15 protein-coding genes are annotated in these 15,461 nt (G+C 63.5%); 14 read left to right on the plus strand and 1 reads right to left on the minus strand.

Annotated elements, in window-relative coordinates; all coding sequences use genetic code 11:
- Positions 1 to 122 precede the first annotated feature (122 nt).
- Genes AC0VX3_RS07105 through AC0VX3_RS07125 form a run of 5 tightly spaced genes read left to right on the plus strand, consistent with a single transcriptional unit; the run spans position 123 to position 3,939 of the window.
- Positions 123 to 794, plus strand: coding sequence for a TetR/AcrR family transcriptional regulator (locus AC0VX3_RS07105; protein WP_475524117.1), 672 nt, complete (start codon positions 123 to 125; stop codon positions 792 to 794).
- Positions 795 to 819: 25 nt separating this feature from the next.
- On the plus strand, positions 820 to 1,593 hold the full coding sequence (locus AC0VX3_RS07110) for an enoyl-CoA hydratase/isomerase family protein (protein ID WP_475524118.1): 774 nt from the start codon (positions 820 to 822) through the stop codon (positions 1,591 to 1,593).
- A gap of 43 nt (positions 1,594 to 1,636) precedes the next feature.
- The gene (locus AC0VX3_RS07115; RefSeq protein ID WP_475524119.1) at positions 1,637 to 3,178 is read left to right on the plus strand and encodes an AMP-binding protein; all 1,542 of its coding nucleotides are present in this window, start codon (positions 1,637 to 1,639) and stop codon (positions 3,176 to 3,178) included.
- A 3-nt stretch (positions 3,179 to 3,181) separates the two neighbouring features.
- Entirely contained in the window at positions 3,182 to 3,571 is a 390-nt protein-coding gene (locus AC0VX3_RS07120) for a MaoC family dehydratase (RefSeq protein WP_475524120.1), read from the plus strand.
- Positions 3,568 to 3,939 carry a hotdog family protein gene (locus tag AC0VX3_RS07125; protein ID WP_475524121.1) on the plus strand — a complete coding sequence of 124 codons (372 nt, stop codon included), beginning with the start codon at positions 3,568 to 3,570 and terminating at the stop codon, positions 3,937 to 3,939. The genes AC0VX3_RS07120 and AC0VX3_RS07125 overlap by 4 nt, the downstream gene beginning before the upstream one ends.
- Before the next feature lie 9 nt (positions 3,940 to 3,948).
- Here the strand turns inward: AC0VX3_RS07125 and AC0VX3_RS07130 are convergent, their stop codons facing one another.
- The gene (locus tag AC0VX3_RS07130) at positions 3,949 to 4,338 is read right to left on the minus strand and encodes a DUF427 domain-containing protein (RefSeq protein ID WP_475524122.1); all 390 of its coding nucleotides are present in this window, start codon (positions 4,336 to 4,338) and stop codon (positions 3,949 to 3,951) included.
- A 191-nt stretch (positions 4,339 to 4,529) separates the two neighbouring features.
- On the opposite strand from AC0VX3_RS07130, the gene AC0VX3_RS07135 reads away from it, so the two are divergent.
- From AC0VX3_RS07135 to AC0VX3_RS07175, 9 genes are all read left to right on the plus strand, one after another.
- Positions 4,530 to 5,786: a glycerate kinase type-2 family protein gene (locus tag AC0VX3_RS07135; RefSeq protein WP_475524123.1), complete on the plus strand. Its 1,257-nt coding sequence runs from the start codon at positions 4,530 to 4,532 to the stop codon at positions 5,784 to 5,786.
- Positions 5,787 to 5,848: 62 nt separating this feature from the next.
- Positions 5,849 to 7,030, plus strand: coding sequence for a GAK system CofD-like protein (locus AC0VX3_RS07140; RefSeq protein WP_475524124.1), 1,182 nt, complete (start codon positions 5,849 to 5,851; stop codon positions 7,028 to 7,030).
- Positions 7,031 to 7,058: 28 nt separating this feature from the next.
- Complete coding sequence (gene rbsD, locus AC0VX3_RS07145) at positions 7,059 to 7,469, plus strand: D-ribose pyranase (RefSeq protein ID WP_342892838.1); 411 nt, start codon at positions 7,059 to 7,061, stop codon at positions 7,467 to 7,469.
- Positions 7,470 to 7,803: 334 nt separating this feature from the next.
- The gene (locus AC0VX3_RS07150; protein ID WP_475524125.1) at positions 7,804 to 8,910 is read left to right on the plus strand and encodes a LacI family DNA-binding transcriptional regulator; all 1,107 of its coding nucleotides are present in this window, start codon (positions 7,804 to 7,806) and stop codon (positions 8,908 to 8,910) included.
- 1 nt (position 8,911) lies between these two features.
- On the plus strand, positions 8,912 to 10,261 hold the full coding sequence (locus AC0VX3_RS07155; RefSeq protein WP_475524126.1) for an ABC transporter substrate-binding protein: 1,350 nt from the start codon (positions 8,912 to 8,914) through the stop codon (positions 10,259 to 10,261).
- A gap of 195 nt (positions 10,262 to 10,456) precedes the next feature.
- The gene (locus AC0VX3_RS07160) at positions 10,457 to 11,758 is read left to right on the plus strand and encodes a carbohydrate ABC transporter permease (protein ID WP_475524127.1); all 1,302 of its coding nucleotides are present in this window, start codon (positions 10,457 to 10,459) and stop codon (positions 11,756 to 11,758) included.
- Positions 11,755 to 12,987, plus strand: coding sequence for a carbohydrate ABC transporter permease (locus AC0VX3_RS07165; protein WP_475524128.1), 1,233 nt, complete (start codon positions 11,755 to 11,757; stop codon positions 12,985 to 12,987). Before AC0VX3_RS07160 ends, AC0VX3_RS07165 begins: the two co-directional genes overlap by 4 nt.
- Positions 12,988 to 13,033: 46 nt before the next feature.
- Positions 13,034 to 14,323 carry an MGH1-like glycoside hydrolase domain-containing protein gene (locus AC0VX3_RS07170; protein WP_475524129.1) on the plus strand — a complete coding sequence of 430 codons (1,290 nt, stop codon included), beginning with the start codon at positions 13,034 to 13,036 and terminating at the stop codon, positions 14,321 to 14,323.
- A gap of 14 nt (positions 14,324 to 14,337) precedes the next feature.
- Positions 14,338 to 15,396 (plus strand): ABC transporter ATP-binding protein, encoded by a 1,059-nt coding sequence (locus AC0VX3_RS07175; protein ID WP_475525154.1) that lies wholly within the window; start codon positions 14,338 to 14,340, stop codon positions 15,394 to 15,396.
- Positions 15,397 to 15,461 lie beyond the last annotated feature (65 nt).

Genomic DNA, 15,461 nt, shown 5'->3' on the forward strand with positions numbered 1-15,461 from the left:
TTCCGGTTGTCCGGGGAATCACTTTTTCGTCTGGTCCGGTCGAATTTGAAGAAGTTTCTTGCTTTCAATCCGCAAACATGAATACTGGTTCATGTTTCGATGGTTTCGGGAGGATACAGGACGTGCGCAAACCGGCCGACGAGGCAGACATGCCGATCAGGGCGGCGGGTAAAACCCCCAAATCCGGCCATCCAAAGACGGGACATCCAAAAACGGGACAGCCCAAGACCGCGCGCGGGGAAGCCACGCGCCGCGGAATTCTCGCCGCTGCCGAGCGGGTCATTGGCGAGAAGGGCTACAACGACGCCTCCATCGGCCATATTACCAGCGAAGCCGGTGTCGCCCAAGGCACATTCTATATCTATTTCACCACGAAAGAGCAGGTGTTTTCGGAGCTGGTTCTGGAAATGGGGCGGCTGGTCCGCCACACGATCGCAGAGGCGACCCAGGGCATCGGCAACAGGCTCGAAGCGGAAAAGGCCGGCCTCCGTGCATTCCTGGAATTCGTTCGTGCGCACCCCGATCTCTACCGGATCGTTCAGGAGGCCCTGTTCGTGGATCCGGACGCCTATGAAGCCTATTACGTGACCTTCGCGGCGGGATACCGGACCGGGCTTGAAGACGCCGAGGCTGCCGGGCAGATCTCCGTCGGCGATCCGGAGACCCGTGCCTGGGCGCTCATGGGGATCGCCCGCTCGCTCGGCGAACAGCTTGTGGTCTTCAAATCCGACAAGCCCATCGAAGCGCTGGTCGACAGCGCCTACGACCTGATTGCCAACGGCATCAAGCCGTGAAGCCGGAACCCGTGAGGCGCGTAAGATGAGCCTGGTGGAGACCGAAATGCGGCACGGAGCCATCTGGCTCTGGCTGAACCGGCCCGAGCGGCACAATGCTCTGGTGCCGGCGCTGGTGGACGATCTGCGGGCCGCCATCGCCGCGGCAGCCGAGAGGGACCCCGCGGCCCTGGTCCTGTCCGGGCGCGGTGACAGCTTTTCGACCGGCGGCGACCTGGACGGATTTCTGGACCATGCGGGATCGCGGGATCAGCTCAGGTCGTACGCGGATCTCCTGGTTGGCGGTCTGCACGAGGCCATTCTGGACCTGCTTGCCTTTCCGGCGCCTGTCATGGCAGCGGTCAATGGCCCTGTCACGGGCGGGTCGACCGGGCTGATGCTGGCCGCGGATCTTGTGGCCATGGCGCAAGACGCCTTCGTGCAGCCCTATTACAGCATGGTCGGCTTCGGCCCGGACGGCGGCTGGACGGCGCTGCTGCCGGACCGGATCGGCACGGCGCGTGCGCTGGCGATCCAGTATCGGAACACGCGCATCGGCGCCATCGAGGCACAGGAGCTGGGACTGGTATCGGGAGGCGGTCCGGCGTCCGGGCTTGCGGGCCTGATCGACGACTGGGTCGGCGATCTCGGCAAGGGCTACGCGCAGACCCATCAGGCGACGCGGCAGAGCATATGGGATGCGCGGCGGCGCACAGATGTCCGTCAGCGGCTCGACCAGGAAAAGAACCGGTTTCTGGATCTGATCGGCCGGCAGGGGGCTTTGGAAGGCATGAAGGATTTTACAAGAAGACGCGCCTGAGGCGCGTCTGCGAGGTAGGCTGTCAGGGGGATTGGGAGGAGCCATGGAATTCTTGACCGACATGGCCGCGAAACGGGCCGAGCTGATGCCTGAAGCGGTTGCCTTTGTCGATCACGAGACCGGCAGACGATACAGTTTCGGCGAGGTGAACGACCGGGCCAGCCGGCTCGGCAACCTGTTGCTGGGAAAGGGGCTCAGCAAAGGCGACCGCGTCGCGGCGCTCTGCCTGAACCACCCGGATTTCTTCGTTCTTCTGTTCGCGGCACAAAAGACCGGTGTCGTGCTGGTGCCGCTCAACTGGCGCCAGCCGGCCCCGGAGTTGAAACCGATCCTCGAGGCTTCGGGCGCAAAACTGCTTTTCCACGACGAAGCCTTCGCGGGGACGGCGCGGCTTTTGGCCGAACAGACGGGAACCTGCCTGCTGTCACTGGGGGCAACGGCGGGGGGCGGCAGCGCGCTGGACCCGCTCCTGGAACGCACCAGTCCGGCGGCGATCGGCTGCGGCTGCATCGGCGCAACGGCTCCCTGGTATCTGCTCTACACCTCCGGCACCACGGGCCTGCCCAAAGCGGTTATCCAGACCGCGGGCATGGCTTACGCCAACATGGTCAACTACTGCCAGGCCACCGGCCTGTCCACGGGCGAAAGGGGGGTCAACTTCCTGCCGTTGTTCCACACGGCCGGTATCAACCTGCCGACCCTGCCGATCTTTCTGAACGGCGGATCGTCCACCGTGCTGCGCAAGTTCGATGCCGATGCGGTGCTGAAGCTTGTCGCCGCCGGGCAGGTGACCTGTTTCTTCGGGGTCCCGGCGGTCTACCAGGCGATGAGCCTGTCTTCCCGGATCGGTTCGACGGATTTCTCCCGGGTCCGGTCCCTGGGATGCGGTGGAGCACCGGTTTCCAGGCATCTTCTGAAGGAGTTTCAGGGGCGGGGCGCGACCATCTGCAACGGCATGGGCATGACGGAAACCGGCCCGACGGTGTTCCTGATGGACACAGCCCATGCCTGGGACAAGGTCGGATCGGTCGGCAAGCCGCAGATGCTGACGGATGTCCGGCTCGTGGACGCCGACGGCGGGATCGTCGAAGGCCCGGGAGACGGGGAGATCCAGTTCCGGGGTCCGAACGTGACCCCCGGCTACATGGACGACCCCGAGGCGACGGCCGCCGCCTTCACGTCCGACGGCTGGCTGAAATCCGGCGATATCGGCCAGCGCGACGAGGACGGATACTATTTCATCATCGACCGCATCAAGGACATGTACATCTCCGGCGGCGAGAACGTCTATCCGGCCGAGGTCGAAAATGCACTGCTGGGCCATCCGGCGGTCCTGGAAGCAGTGGTGATCGGAGTGGCCAATGCCAAATGGGGCGAGGTGGGCGCAGCCTTCGTGATCGCGCGGCCCGGCAGGTCAATCGATATCGGTTCGCTCGCGGACTGGTGCCGGACCTCACTTGCGGCCTACAAGATCCCGAAAAACTTCGTTGTCGTTGCCGATCTGCCGCGGACCGCCGCCGGCAAGGTCCGCAAGAATGTTCTGAAAGACCGGTATATGGCCGAAAAAACACCTGAGGATGCGTGACCCATGAACCACAGCCCCGAGACGCCGCCCGGCGCTGTCTTCAACTGGACCCCGGACCAGGCCGATTTCGATGCCTTCGCAGACTTGTCGGGCGACGACAATCCGATCCATGTCGATCCGGCGTTTTCCGCCCGCACCCGTTTCGGGCGGACCGTATCGCACGGCATGCTGTTATATACGCGGGTCTTCGGTCATCTGGACGCGTTGTATCCGGGCCGGCGGCACGTGATGCAAAGCCTGATGTTTCCAAATCCGGCCTATGCGGATGAGGAGCTGACCTTGACGTTCTTGCGCAATGCGGACCGGCCTGAGGTCATCGACATCGAGGTCAAGCGCAGTGCGGACGACGCGGTGACGCTGTCGGCGACTTGCACGCTGGAGGTGGGCGAATGACGCTGGAAATCGGCAGGCGCGCTGCATTGACGCGCAGCTACACGGTCCGGGACATGCAGGAGTTCGCGGTTCTGGCCGGAGAAAATGCCCGGGTCTCGGACACGGTGCCGGGGCCGTTGATCGGCGGTCTGTTTTCCTATCTGCTCGGTGTGAAGCTGCCGGGCCGCGGCACCAATTACCTCAAGCAGAGCCTGGAATTCCTGGCGCCGGCGCCGGTTGGCGAGCCGCTGACCGCGTCGGTCACCGTCACCCGGTTGCGGCCTGAAAAACACCTGGTCGACCTGGAGACCGTGTGCGAGACCGCCGACGGCAGGCGCATTTGCCAGGGTCGGGCGCTGGTGTATGTCGAGGATGTCGGCAAGGACTGACAGAGTGCTCTAGTCGCCTTCCACCACCCGGACCTTTTCCGGCCAGAAGGCATAATGGCCTTCCAGCCGTTCTGCCATGACGATCGGTGTCCGGTAGACCCAGCCGATTTCCACACCCTCCAGAGCGACATAGCCGGCATTGCCCTTGATCGGACAATGGGTTGCCTTGTCGATAGTGCCGAACCGGGCTTTCAGATCGCTCTCCGGCACATAGATCACCGGGTCATAGAAGGATTTGCCGATTTCAAGAACCCGGAGGGCGTTTCTGCTGTCGGCCAGGAGCATGTCCCCGCTGAAGATGCGGACCCGGCGCGGAACGTCCTTGATCACCATGAGATGGGCGGGATTGTCCGGATTGCGGATGGCGGTGTCAAACGCGGAAGACGGCGGTACGGTCATTTGGATCTCCATTGGCAGTGACTTATGTGTGGTCGTCCGCCGCCAATGGCAAACCGGACTTGAGGCCATCTGTTGCCGTGTGTGCCGCTGGTTTCCAGGAAACCGGAACCGAAAGCTACCGATTGGCACTTGAAAAACCTGCCGGATCCGGGCTCAAACCATGACAACGGAGAAACACGGGACAAATTGCGATGGCTGAGACGGTCGAGGATTTTTTGAAAGTGCTGTTCGATCGGGCTGTCGAGGTGGCGGATCCGATGAAGAGCCTTGCGGCTCATCTTCCCGAAAAACCGTCCGGGCGGGTCGTGGTGGTCGGTGCCGGCAAGGCGTCGGCCCGGATGGCCGAGGCGGTCGAGACGGTCTGGGGGCCTTGCGAGGGTCTGGTGATCACGCGTTACGGCTATGGCCGGCCCTGCCAGGGCATTGAAATCGTCGAGGCGGCCCATCCGGTCCCCGACGAGGCGGGATTCGCGACGACCCGGCGCATGCTCGATCTGCTGTCCGGTCTCGGCGAGGACGACTACGTGCTGGCACTGATTTCCGGTGGCGCGTCGGCGCTGCTGAGCGCGCCTGCCGGCGATATTTCCCTGGCCGAGAAACAGGAGGTGAACCAGAAGCTGCTCGCTTCGGGAGCGCCCATCGGCCAGATGAACACCGTTCGCAAGCATTTGAGCCGGGTCAAGGGCGGACAACTCGCCGCGGCCGCCTATCCGGCCAGGATGCTTGCCCTGCTGTTGTCCGATGTTCCCGGAGACCGCCCGGCGGAAATAGGGTCCGGGCCGACGGTCGGCGATGCCAGCACGACGGAAGACGCGAAAGCCATTCTCAAGTCCTGGAAGGTCGAGGTGCCGGAGACGGTTGCGGAGGTGCTCGATGGCGCGACGCGGGTTCTGGCGCCGGCCAGCGAGCGGTTGGCCCGGGTGAGCAATGTCGTGTTCGCCGCGCCCTCACAAAGTCTCGAGGCGGCGGCCAGTCTGGCCGAGGCCGAGGGCTGCGACGTCGAGGTTCTCGGCGATGCGCTGGAAGGCGAAGCCCGGGACACGGCCCGGGCCCATGCCACGCTGGCGCTTTCCCGCCAGCGCGAACGCCCTGAAGGCAGCCGTCCGCTGCTGCTTCTGTCCGGCGGCGAACTCACTGTCACCCGCCGCGGCGACGGCGTCGGTGGGCCCAACGCCGAATACGCGCTCGCGCTGGCCTTCGCGCTGAAAGGCGCGCCGGGCATTCACGCGATTGCCTGCGACACCGACGGGGTCGACGGCGCGGCGGAGGTGGCCGGGGCCGTGATCGGCCCGGACACGTTGATGCGGGCCGACAAGGCCGGCGCCGATGCGGAGGAAGCGCTTCTCAACAATGATGCCCACCGGTTTTTCGAGACGATCGGCAACCAGGTCGTCACAGGGCCGACACTGACGAATGTCAATGATTTCCGGGCTATCTGGATCGCGTAGGGTGTTTTCTGGTAAGTGCTTCGGGACGGTCGCGTGAACGGACCGCTTTTTGGGAACTGGACGTGACAGAACTCACCATCACCCGTGCCGTGCGCATGCCGGATCCGTTCCGCATCGAGCGTTTCGTCTCCAATCCCAAGCTGGGACCGCGCCTGCTGTTCTTCAGCGGCGGATCGGCGCTCAATGGTGTCGCGCAAAAACTGAAGCGCTATACGCATAATTCCATCCACCTGGTGACGCCGTTCGACAGTGGCGGCAGCTCGCAGGGCCTGAGGCTGGCCTTCAACATGCCGGCGATCGGAGACCTGCGCAGCCGGCTGATGGCACTCGCGGACGAAACCGTGCTGGGGCATCCGGATGTCTTTCGCCTGTTCACCCACCGGTTCGCCAAAAAAGCGGCGCAGGCGGATCTTGCTCGCGAACTCAATGCCATGATCGCCGGCAGCCATCCGTTGACCGGCGCCATCGAGCAGCCGATGCGCGCACTTATCCAGAATCAGCTCGCCGCGTTCCGGGCGGTCTGCCCGAAGAGTTTCGATCTGCGCGGGGCCAGCATCGGCAACCTGATCCTTGCCGGCGGTTATCTCAACCAGAACCAGGAACTCGAACCGATTATCTTTCTGGTGTCCAAGCTGGTCGGTGTCCAGGGCACGGTGCGGGCGGTCACCGATGACAATCTGCATCTGGGCGCGGAACTCGCCAGCGGCGAGGTCGTCATCGGGCAACATCTTCTGACCGGCAAGGAACATGCGCCGCTGTCCTCTCCGATCAAGGATCTCTTTTTCAATCGCAGCTTGAAGGGGCGGAACCCGGCGGGAGCGGTGTTCGCGGGCCGGAACAGCTCGCTGATGCAAACGGCCGATCTGATCTGCTATGCGCCGGGCAGTTTCTATACCAGCCTGATCGCCAATCTGCTGCCGGAGGGCGTCGGCCGGGCGATTGCGAACCGCACGGTGCCGAAGGTCTACGTTCCGAGCCTGGGGCAGGACCCGGAAGCCGGTGACCTGAGCCTGGCGGACAGGGTCCACACGCTGCTCGCCTATCTGCACCGTGATGCCGGTGCCGACTGCCCGGTGCACAGGTTGCTCAATTTCGTGGTTGTCGACCGCTGCGTTCCGGTGAGCGAAACCGAGGCCATCACGGCGCGGGGGATCGCAGTTCTGAGACTGGATCTCGTCAGCAGAACGTCCGCACCCTATTATGATCCGGAGCCGCTCTGCGAAGCGCTTGTGTCGCTGACGTGAGGACGGCTGTTTCAGGAAGGAACAGGCCATGAAACGTACGAAGCTTTTGAATCGCCATCTGAGCAAGCTTGTGGCCTCGCTCGGCCATCTCGATGAAATCGTCCTGGCCGACGCCGGGCTGCCGGTGCCGCAGAATGTCGGCGTCATCGACCTGGCGGTCAGCCCCGGCGTGCCGGGGCTGTTCGATGTCCTCGACGCTCTGGCCGACGAGATGATCATCGAGCAGGCCGTGTTCGCCGACGAGGCCTCGCCGGAACTCGCCACGGAGATCGAGGTGAGGCTGGCCCATTGGGCGGCCGAAACAGGCAAGCCCATCGAGGACGAACGCCTGCCGCATGAAGCGTTCAAGGAACGGACGGCCCGTGCCCGTGCGGTCATCCGGACCGGCGAATGCACCCCTTACGCCAATCTCATTCTCGTGTCCGGAGTGCCGTTCTGATCGGCAGGCCCCTGCAAGTGCCCCAATAAGTGCCCCCTGCAACTGCCACCGCGTCGAGACGCCGTGGCTGCGCCGGCACCCTCTTCTTGAAACTTCCTGATGGAAAACCGGCGCGCCGCGCCTGGCTGTTCCGAAACAAGATGCGGCAGGTTTCGTTGCAGAGACAGCGACTTCCCGCTTTGCGAAAGAATTATCTCAAAGCACCGAAACCGATTTTGTTGACTTCCGAAATCGGTTTTGTGAAACTTTTTGCAAGCATCAGCCGCCTGGTCCGTTGGCAGAACGGACAGGGTCAGAGCTGGGCACACAGGTTGGAAACATACCGGGAGGTTCAATGTCGCGCGCACGCGGTTCCGTCACGATTGACAACGTCGCCCGCCATGTCGGTGTGGCCAAGGGAACCGTTTCGCGCGTCCTCAACAACTATACCGACATTTCCGAACCAACCCGCAATCGTATCCTCAAGGCCGTCAAGGAACTGGGGTACCAGCCTTCAGCCAATGCCCGAAATCTCAAACGGGGGCGCCAGGACACGCTCGGGATCGTGATCCCGGTCGGCCACGGCAGCGGCGCGGATCCGTTCCTGTCCGAATTCATCGACGGGATCGCCCGGGCTCTGGACGAATTGGGCCTGGACCTGCTGGTGACCACGGCCCATTCGCCCGGTCACATGATAGAGACGCTTCAGCGCCTGATCGCACGGCGGAAGGTCGACGGTTTCATTGTCACCCGGACCGAGGTCGACGATCCCCGGATCGCCTGCCTGCGGGAGCACAACTTTCCCTTCGTCGCTCACGGCCGCACGCGCGATCCGTCCGACTTCGCCTGGTTCGACATCGACAACGTGGCGGCCTTCGCCGAAGGGGTCCGGCATATCTACAGTCTCGGCCATGAGCGGATCGGATTTATCGGCGCGAAGCTGGATCTCAATTTCGCCCTGCAGCGCCGGGACGGCTACCGCCAGGGACTTGAGGATCTGGGCGTGACCCACGATCCGGATCTGGAATGCCTGCGCGACCTGAGCGGAAAGGGCGGTTTCGAGGCAGCCGAGGCGCTGCTCAGCCTGCCCCGGCCGCCGACCGCGCTTTTGTGCGCGACCGACGCGCTTGCCATCGGCGCGGTCCAGTTCTGCCGCAAGTTCGGTCTGAAGGTCGGCTCCAACGTCACGGTCATCGGCTATGACGGCCTGCCCGTCGGCGAATATCTCGACCCGCCGCTGACGACTTTTTCCCAGAGCGCGCAGGAAGCAGGCGGGCGGGTCGCCCGCAAGCTGATCGACGTTCTGGACGGCAAGGATCCGAAGAGTTTGCAGGCGCTTGTCAAAGCGGTCCTGATCCGGCGCTCATCCGATGGGGCGCCATCCATGACACCGGACAGCCTTTCAAAGCTGATTCGGACCCGGCTGAACAACCAGCCACATTCTGGCACCAAGGGAGAATAGAATGATTGGGAGGACGACGTTCCTTGCAACGACCATCGCAGGCGCGCTTGCGTTTGGTCTGACCGCCGCGCACGCTGACACGCTGCGACTGTGGACAACGGAAGAACAGCCCGAGCGCCTGGCCAAGCAGGAGGAATTGGCCGCTGCATTCAAGGACAAGACCGGTATCGAGGTCGATGTCATTCCGGTAAGCGAATCCGATCTGGGAACCCGGACGACTGCGGCCTACGCCGCGGGCGATCTGCCGGATGTCATCTATCACACCCTCCAGTTCGCGCTGCCCTGGGCGGAAGCCGGCATTCTCGACACCGAAGCGGCAACCGAGGTTTTCGAAAGCCTGGGTGCCGGCACCTTCGCGCCGGGAGCTGCCGCCATGGCCGCCGTTGACGGCGGCGTCGCCTCGGTTCCGGTCGACGGCTGGACCCAGATGGTGGTCTACCGCAAGGACCTGTTCGAGGAGAACGGTCTTGCCGCGCCGAACAGCTACGAGAACATTCTGGCGGCGGTTGAAAAGCTGCACAATCCGCCGGAAATGTTCGGTTTCGTCGCCGCGACCAAGATCGACGAGAACTTCATGAGCCAGGTCCTGGAGCATGTGCTTCTGGCCAACGGGGTCAGCCCGGTGGACGCAAACGGCTTCAAGGCGCTGGACGAGAAGAAGACCATCGAGGCGCTCGACTTCTACAAGGCCATCTCGAAGGCGTCGCCTCCCGGCGACCTCTACTGGAAACAGTCCCGCGAGCTTTATTTCGCCGGCAAGGCGGCGATGATCATCTGGTCGCCGTTCATCCTGGACGAACTAGCCGGTCTCAGGGACAGCGCACCGCCGACCCTCACCGACGATCCGACCTCCAAGGAACTTGCATCCCGGACCGGCGTCGTCACCACGCTGAGCGGTCCGTCCAACCCGGATGGCGCGGCCTGGGCAGATATCCGCTATTTCGGCATCACCAACGATGCGGACACGGAGGCCGCGATGCAATTCGTCGAGTTCTCCATGGATGAGGGCTACATGTCGACGCTGTCGATCGCGCCGGAAGGCAAGTTTCCGATCCGCCGCGGCAACAAGGACAACGCGACCATGTTCGTCGACGGCTGGGCCAAGCTGCCGGTCGGTGTCGACCGCAAGGCGCCGCTCACGGATCTCTACGACGCGGACACCGTCAACACGATCGTTGCCGGCCTGGATACGGCCAGCCGCTGGGGCGTTACGGACGGCCAGCTTTCGCTCGCCTCCAAGATGATCAACAGCCAGGTCATCAACAGGTATGTGCGCGAGTACATCGACGGTGAGCGGGACGCATCCGCCACGGTGGCGAAACTCAACGAGGAACTGGCAAAGATCCAGTAACAGGATCCGGCCCTTCAGCCTCCGCGAGCGGGGCGCAAAGGACCTGACCTGCGACGAACAGACCGGGCACCCCGCCATTCGGGTGCCCGGTCCGACACCCTCCCAGACCTGCGATACAAGCGGGCGGCAGGGTCGATATCGCCCGACAGCCGTGGCCCCATCCGACGCTGAAGGCAATGAAACAGAGCCGGACACATGAACACGACATCCCAGGAAAACACTTCAGGCCCGCCGAAAGGCATCGGCCCGATGCAGCGGCGCGAAATGTGGCTGGCCTACATGATGCTGGCGCCGACCTTCGCCATCATCCTGCTGATCGTCGCCGGTCCGCTGCTGGCCAATTTCTGGATCAGTGTGAAACCGGTACAGCTCGCCGATCTGCGGCCGCCGACCGTGCTCGTCAACGAAAGAGTGCGCGGCGGACCTGAAGCTGCCGGCGACAGTGCCACCCTGGAATACCGGCTGCGCAATTCCTCCCGGGACGAGGAGATCCGCAATGTCGTTCTGAGCGACGTGGTGCCGGACGGCTTCGAGGTCACCGAACTTCCGGCGCCCTGTGCGCTGGAGGGAGCCGCGCTGACCTGTGCCATCGGTACGGTCGAGCCGGGCTGGAAAGACCGGCTTCGGCTTGAAGGCACCGTCACACAGGCGTTTCTGGACGCCAACCGTCCGGAGCGGGCAAGCGAGCCCCGGATTTCCGGTGAAGCCAACAACGTCCTGACCAATTTCGACTTTTCGCTCGACAATTTCCGCAGGATCTTCAACGCCGACGAATTCTGGTCCGTGCTGCGGGTGACATTCTACTACACGATCTTCGGAACCGGCGGCGCGCTCGTGCTCGGACTGTTCGCGGCGCAGTTGCTGCACACGTCCTTCCGCGGGCGCGGGTTCCTGCGCGGCCTGTTCCTGTTTCCCTATGTCTCTCCGGTGATCGCGGTCGCCTTCACATGGGTGGTGCTGTTCGATCCGTTCTCCGGAACCCTGAATGCGCTCCTGACCAAGATGGGTGTCGTCACGGACCCGATCAATTTCTTCGGCCAGCGCGCGATCGAGTTTTCCTTCCTGGGCATTCCAATGGAGTTTCCGCTGGCGCTGACCACGGTGATCGCGTTCGAGGCCTGGCGCTATTTTCCCCTGTCGTTCCTGTTCATCCTGGCCCGGATGCAGTCGATCAACACAGACATGTACGAGGCCGCGGAAATGGACGGGGCGACGCCGTTGCAGCAGTTCTGGTACCTGTCCCTGCCGCAGCTCATGGGCATCCTGTCGGTGCTGTTCCTGCTGCGCTTCATCTGGACCTTCAACAAGTTCGACGACATCTTCCTGTTGACCGGCGGCAATGCGGGCACGCGCACGCTCACCGTCGACGTCTATGAACAGGGCTTTGCCCTGTCCAACCTGGGCGCCGGCGCGGCCGTTGCCGTGGTGGTCTTCGTCGTGCTGGTCACATTCGCCACCCTGTTCATCCGCTTCTCACCGAAGGAGGAGGGGCTATGAAACCGGGCAGTGTCCTTCTGACCGCTTTTGCCGGGCTGATCTGGGGTGTTACCGCCATGGTGGTCCTCGGCGTCACGCTCACCCTGATCACGGGCGAGCTCGCCCTGCCGCAGGTTTCCAGCGCGGCGCTCGCCGGCGTGCTGAGCGCGCTGGTGCTGGTCTGGCGCCAGCCCGCCGACGGCACCGGCGCACTGCCTGCGTGGGTCTTGTCCGCGGCGATCCTGTTCCTGGTGCTGATGGTGATGACCTTTGCCGCGCCGTTCGGTCTTTCGCTGGGCACGGTCCCGGTCTGGCAGGCTCTGGCCCTGATCACGTTTGTCGCCTCCGTGACCGCCGCGAACCGCATCACGCTGTCGGGGAGTCGGCTCGGGGCCATGTCCCGCTACGAGCGCGAGGTCGTCTATATCCGGATTGCCAAGGGGGTCGGCTTTGTCGTCTTCACCATCATGGTGGCGCTGCCGTTCTACGTGATGGTGATGACCTCGCTGAAGAGCCAGCAGGCCTTGCTCGCCAATCCGCTGGACCTGTCGATCGACCTCAGCCAGGGCGTCACGTCCCTGTTTCGCTCCTACGTGGAACTGTTCACCCAGTTCAATTTCGGCCGCTACCTGATGGTGTCCGCCTTTGTCTCGGTGGCGACCGTCGTGCTGACGCTGCTTTTGTCCGTGCCCGGAGCCTACGCGGTCTCGCGTCTGCGCTTTCCTGGGCAGGCGCTGCTGGCGCGGTCGGTACTGCTGATCTACATGGTGCCGGCGATCGTCCTGGTGATCCCCCTTTACGCGGTGTTCTCGCAGCTTGGCTTGCGCAACAGTCTGACCGGGCTCCTGATCGTCTATCCGGCGACCACCATTCCGGTCGCGCTCTACATGCTGCAGGGCTATTTCCGCGGGCTGCCGGCGGAGCTTGAGGAAGCGGGCCTGATGGATGGGCTCAGCCGGATCGGCGTCATCCTGAAGATCACACTGCCGCTGTCGCTGCCGGCGCTGGCGTCGGTCTCGCTCTACGTGTTCATGATCGCCTGGAACGAGTTCCTGTTCGCCTTCATGTTCCTGGACGATCCGGACATCTTCACGCTGTCGCGCGGCGTGGTGTCCCTGAATTCCTCCGAGGTGCCGCGTCAGCACCTCATGGCGGGGGCGGTGATTGCGACCGTGCCTGTCCTGTTCATTTTCCTGTGGTTCGAACGCTTCCTTGTGCAGGGCCTGACGGCCGGCAGTGTCAAGGGTTGAGCAATCTATGAAAAGGGCCCTTTTAGAGAGGCCCGGGGAGTTACCTGTGTCACACGCAGATCTGGATCAAACCGCCAAGTCCATCCTGACGGACAACGATCAGGGCGGCTATACCATTCCGACCATGGGGCTCTATCCCTATCAGTGGAACTGGGATTCCGTCTTCGTCGCGCTGGGGTTCGCCACCTTCGACCAGGACCGGGCCTGGCGGGAAATCGAAATGCTGTTCGAAGGCCAGTGGCGCGACGGCATGGTGCCGCACATCCTGTTCCGCAAGGACGACCCGAGCTATTTTCCGGGTCCGAGTGTCTGGGGCACGAACGGCGGACCGATCCCGAGTTCCGGTCATTCGCAGCCGCCGGTGGCCGCCTCCGTCGTTCTCGATCTGGTCAGGGGCGACCGCACGGGACAGGCTCTTGAGCGTGCGGCCGCCTTGTTCCCGAAGCTGATGGCCTGGCACCGCTGGTACATGACCTACAGGGATCCGGACGGGCTGGGGGTGATCGCCGTCATCCATCCCTGGGAATCGGGCCGCGACAATCTGCCGGACTGGGACGATGCGCTGCGCGCCGTCGAGGTCAGGGACATCGAACCCTATGAGCGCAAGGACACCTCCCATGTCGATCCGGCGATGCGGCCGCACAAGGAGGATTACGACCGCTACCTGAGCATCGTGGCCGCCTGCCGGAAAGTTGGCTGGGACCCGGCGAAGGTCGCCGAAACCTGTCCGTTCTTCGTCGCCGATCCGGGCGTGACCTTCATCTTCCTGCGCGCCAACCGGGATCTGCTGGTCCTGGCCCAGCAACTCGGGATGGGCAAAGAGGCAGACGAGATCCGCGGCTGGATCGCCCGGATGGAAAGTGGGGCGAAGGCGCTGTGGAACCCGGACATCCAGGCGCATGTGGCGCTGGACCTGAGGACGGGCAAACAGACCGACGGCATTTCCTGCGCGTCATTCCTGGCGCCCTATGCCGGATTGACGGACACGGCAACGATGGCGGCGCAACGGGCGCATTTCGACCGGATGGCCTCGAAGGTTCGATACATGATGCCGTCCTACGATCCGGAGCATGGCTGTTACGAGGCGCTGCGCTACTGGCGCGGACCGGTCTGGGCCATGATCAACTACATGATCGCAAGAGGGTTTGCCGAGGCGGGAGATCCCGCCCGGGCCGAACGGCTGCGAAACGATACGGCGGCGCTGATCGAGACAAGCGGCTTTGCCGAATATTTCAGTCCGGAATCGGGGGTGGGTGCCGGCGGCGGGACGTTTTCGTGGACCGCCGCCATCTGGCTCACATGGGCTTCGCCCTCGCACGTCGAACAGGCAGCCTGAAAGGGGAACAGGTCATGGGAGCGATCCGGCTCAACAAGGTTGAAAAGTGGTTCGGGGACCTGCAGGTCATCAAGGGCATCGACCTGGATATCAAGGACGGCGAGTTCGTGATTTTCGTCGGCCCCTCCGGCTGCGGCAAGTCGACATTGCTGCGATTGATATCGGGTCTGGAGGAGACCAGCCGGGGCGCGATCGAGATCGACGGCAAGGATGTCACCGCGTTGCCGCCGTCGGGCCGTGGTCTGTCGATGGTGTTCCAGTCCTATGCGCTCTATCCGCACATGACGGTGCGTGAAAACGTCGGCTTCGGCCTCAAGACGGCGGGCATCGCCAAGGCGGAGATCGACAGCAAGGTCAACGCCGCTGCCGACGTGCTCAAGCTGGACGACTATCTCGACCGGCGTCCGAAGGCCCTGTCGGGAGGGCAACGCCAGCGGGTCGCCATCGGCCGGGCCATCGTGCGGGAGCCAGGCGCTTTCCTGTTCGACGAGCCGCTGTCCAACCTGGATGCGGCGCTGCGCGTCGAAATGCGTTTCGAGATCGCCCGTCTGCACAAGAGCCTCGGCACGACCATGGTCTATGTCACCCACGATCAGGTGGAGGCGATGACGCTTGCCGACAAGATCGTGGTGCTGCAGGGCGGCGTGATCGAGCAGGTCGGCTCCCCGCGTGAGCTTTACGAACATCCGGACAATCTGTTCGTCGCCCAGTTCATAGGGTCGCCCAAGATGAACGTGCTGCCCTGCTCGGTGGCCGGTGACAGGTTTTCCCTGGACGGACACGGCGAGGGACACTACCCGCACGCGGGATCCGCGCAGAAGCCGGTCAGGCTCGGCATCCGGCCGGAACACATGAGCATCGTCGGCATCGATGAAGGCCATTGCACCGGTACGATCGAGGTGGCCGAATATCTCGGTGCGGACACATTTGTCTATGTCGCCCTGGACGGGCTGGACACCGTGCTCGTGCGCATCAGTGGCGCCGAGACGGTCGAGGAGGGCGCGCGGATCGGATTGCGGTTCGACGAAGCGCGCATGCACTTCTTCGATGCCGGCGACAAGGCCGTGCGTTAATCCAGCCGCAACAAACAGGAACCTGTTTGACCATGACATGAGACCGTTCCGTGCGACGCTGCGGA

The sequence above is a fragment of the Roseibium sp. QJM3NY_11 genome, assembly GCF_056173175.1.

Bases quoted from the DNA above. Each gene is read 5' to 3' on its own strand.
- AC0VX3_RS07110 (WP_475524118.1), top strand. From the start codon at position 820: ATGAGCCTGGTGGAGACCGAAATGCGGCACGGAGCCATCTGGCTCTGG.
- AC0VX3_RS07135 (WP_475524123.1), top strand. From the start codon at position 4,530: ATGGCTGAGACGGTCGAGGATTTTTTGAAAGTGCTGTTCGATCGGGCT.
- AC0VX3_RS07175 (WP_475525154.1), top strand. From the start codon at position 14,338: ATGGGAGCGATCCGGCTCAACAAGGTTGAAAAGTGGTTCGGGGACCTG.
- AC0VX3_RS07125 (WP_475524121.1), top strand. From the start codon at position 3,568: ATGACGCTGGAAATCGGCAGGCGCGCTGCATTGACGCGCAGCTACACG.
- rbsD (WP_342892838.1), top strand. From the start codon at position 7,059: ATGAAACGTACGAAGCTTTTGAATCGCCATCTGAGCAAGCTTGTGGCC.
- AC0VX3_RS07160 (WP_475524127.1), top strand. From the start codon at position 10,457: ATGAACACGACATCCCAGGAAAACACTTCAGGCCCGCCGAAAGGCATC.
- AC0VX3_RS07165 (WP_475524128.1), top strand. From the start codon at position 11,755: ATGAAACCGGGCAGTGTCCTTCTGACCGCTTTTGCCGGGCTGATCTGG.
- AC0VX3_RS07150 (WP_475524125.1), top strand. From the start codon at position 7,804: ATGTCGCGCGCACGCGGTTCCGTCACGATTGACAACGTCGCCCGCCAT.
- AC0VX3_RS07155 (WP_475524126.1), top strand. From the start codon at position 8,912: ATGATTGGGAGGACGACGTTCCTTGCAACGACCATCGCAGGCGCGCTT.
- AC0VX3_RS07120 (WP_475524120.1), top strand. From the start codon at position 3,182: ATGAACCACAGCCCCGAGACGCCGCCCGGCGCTGTCTTCAACTGGACC.
- AC0VX3_RS07130 (WP_475524122.1), bottom strand. From the start codon at position 4,338: ATGACCGTACCGCCGTCTTCCGCGTTTGACACCGCCATCCGCAATCCG.
- AC0VX3_RS07115 (WP_475524119.1), top strand. From the start codon at position 1,637: ATGGAATTCTTGACCGACATGGCCGCGAAACGGGCCGAGCTGATGCCT.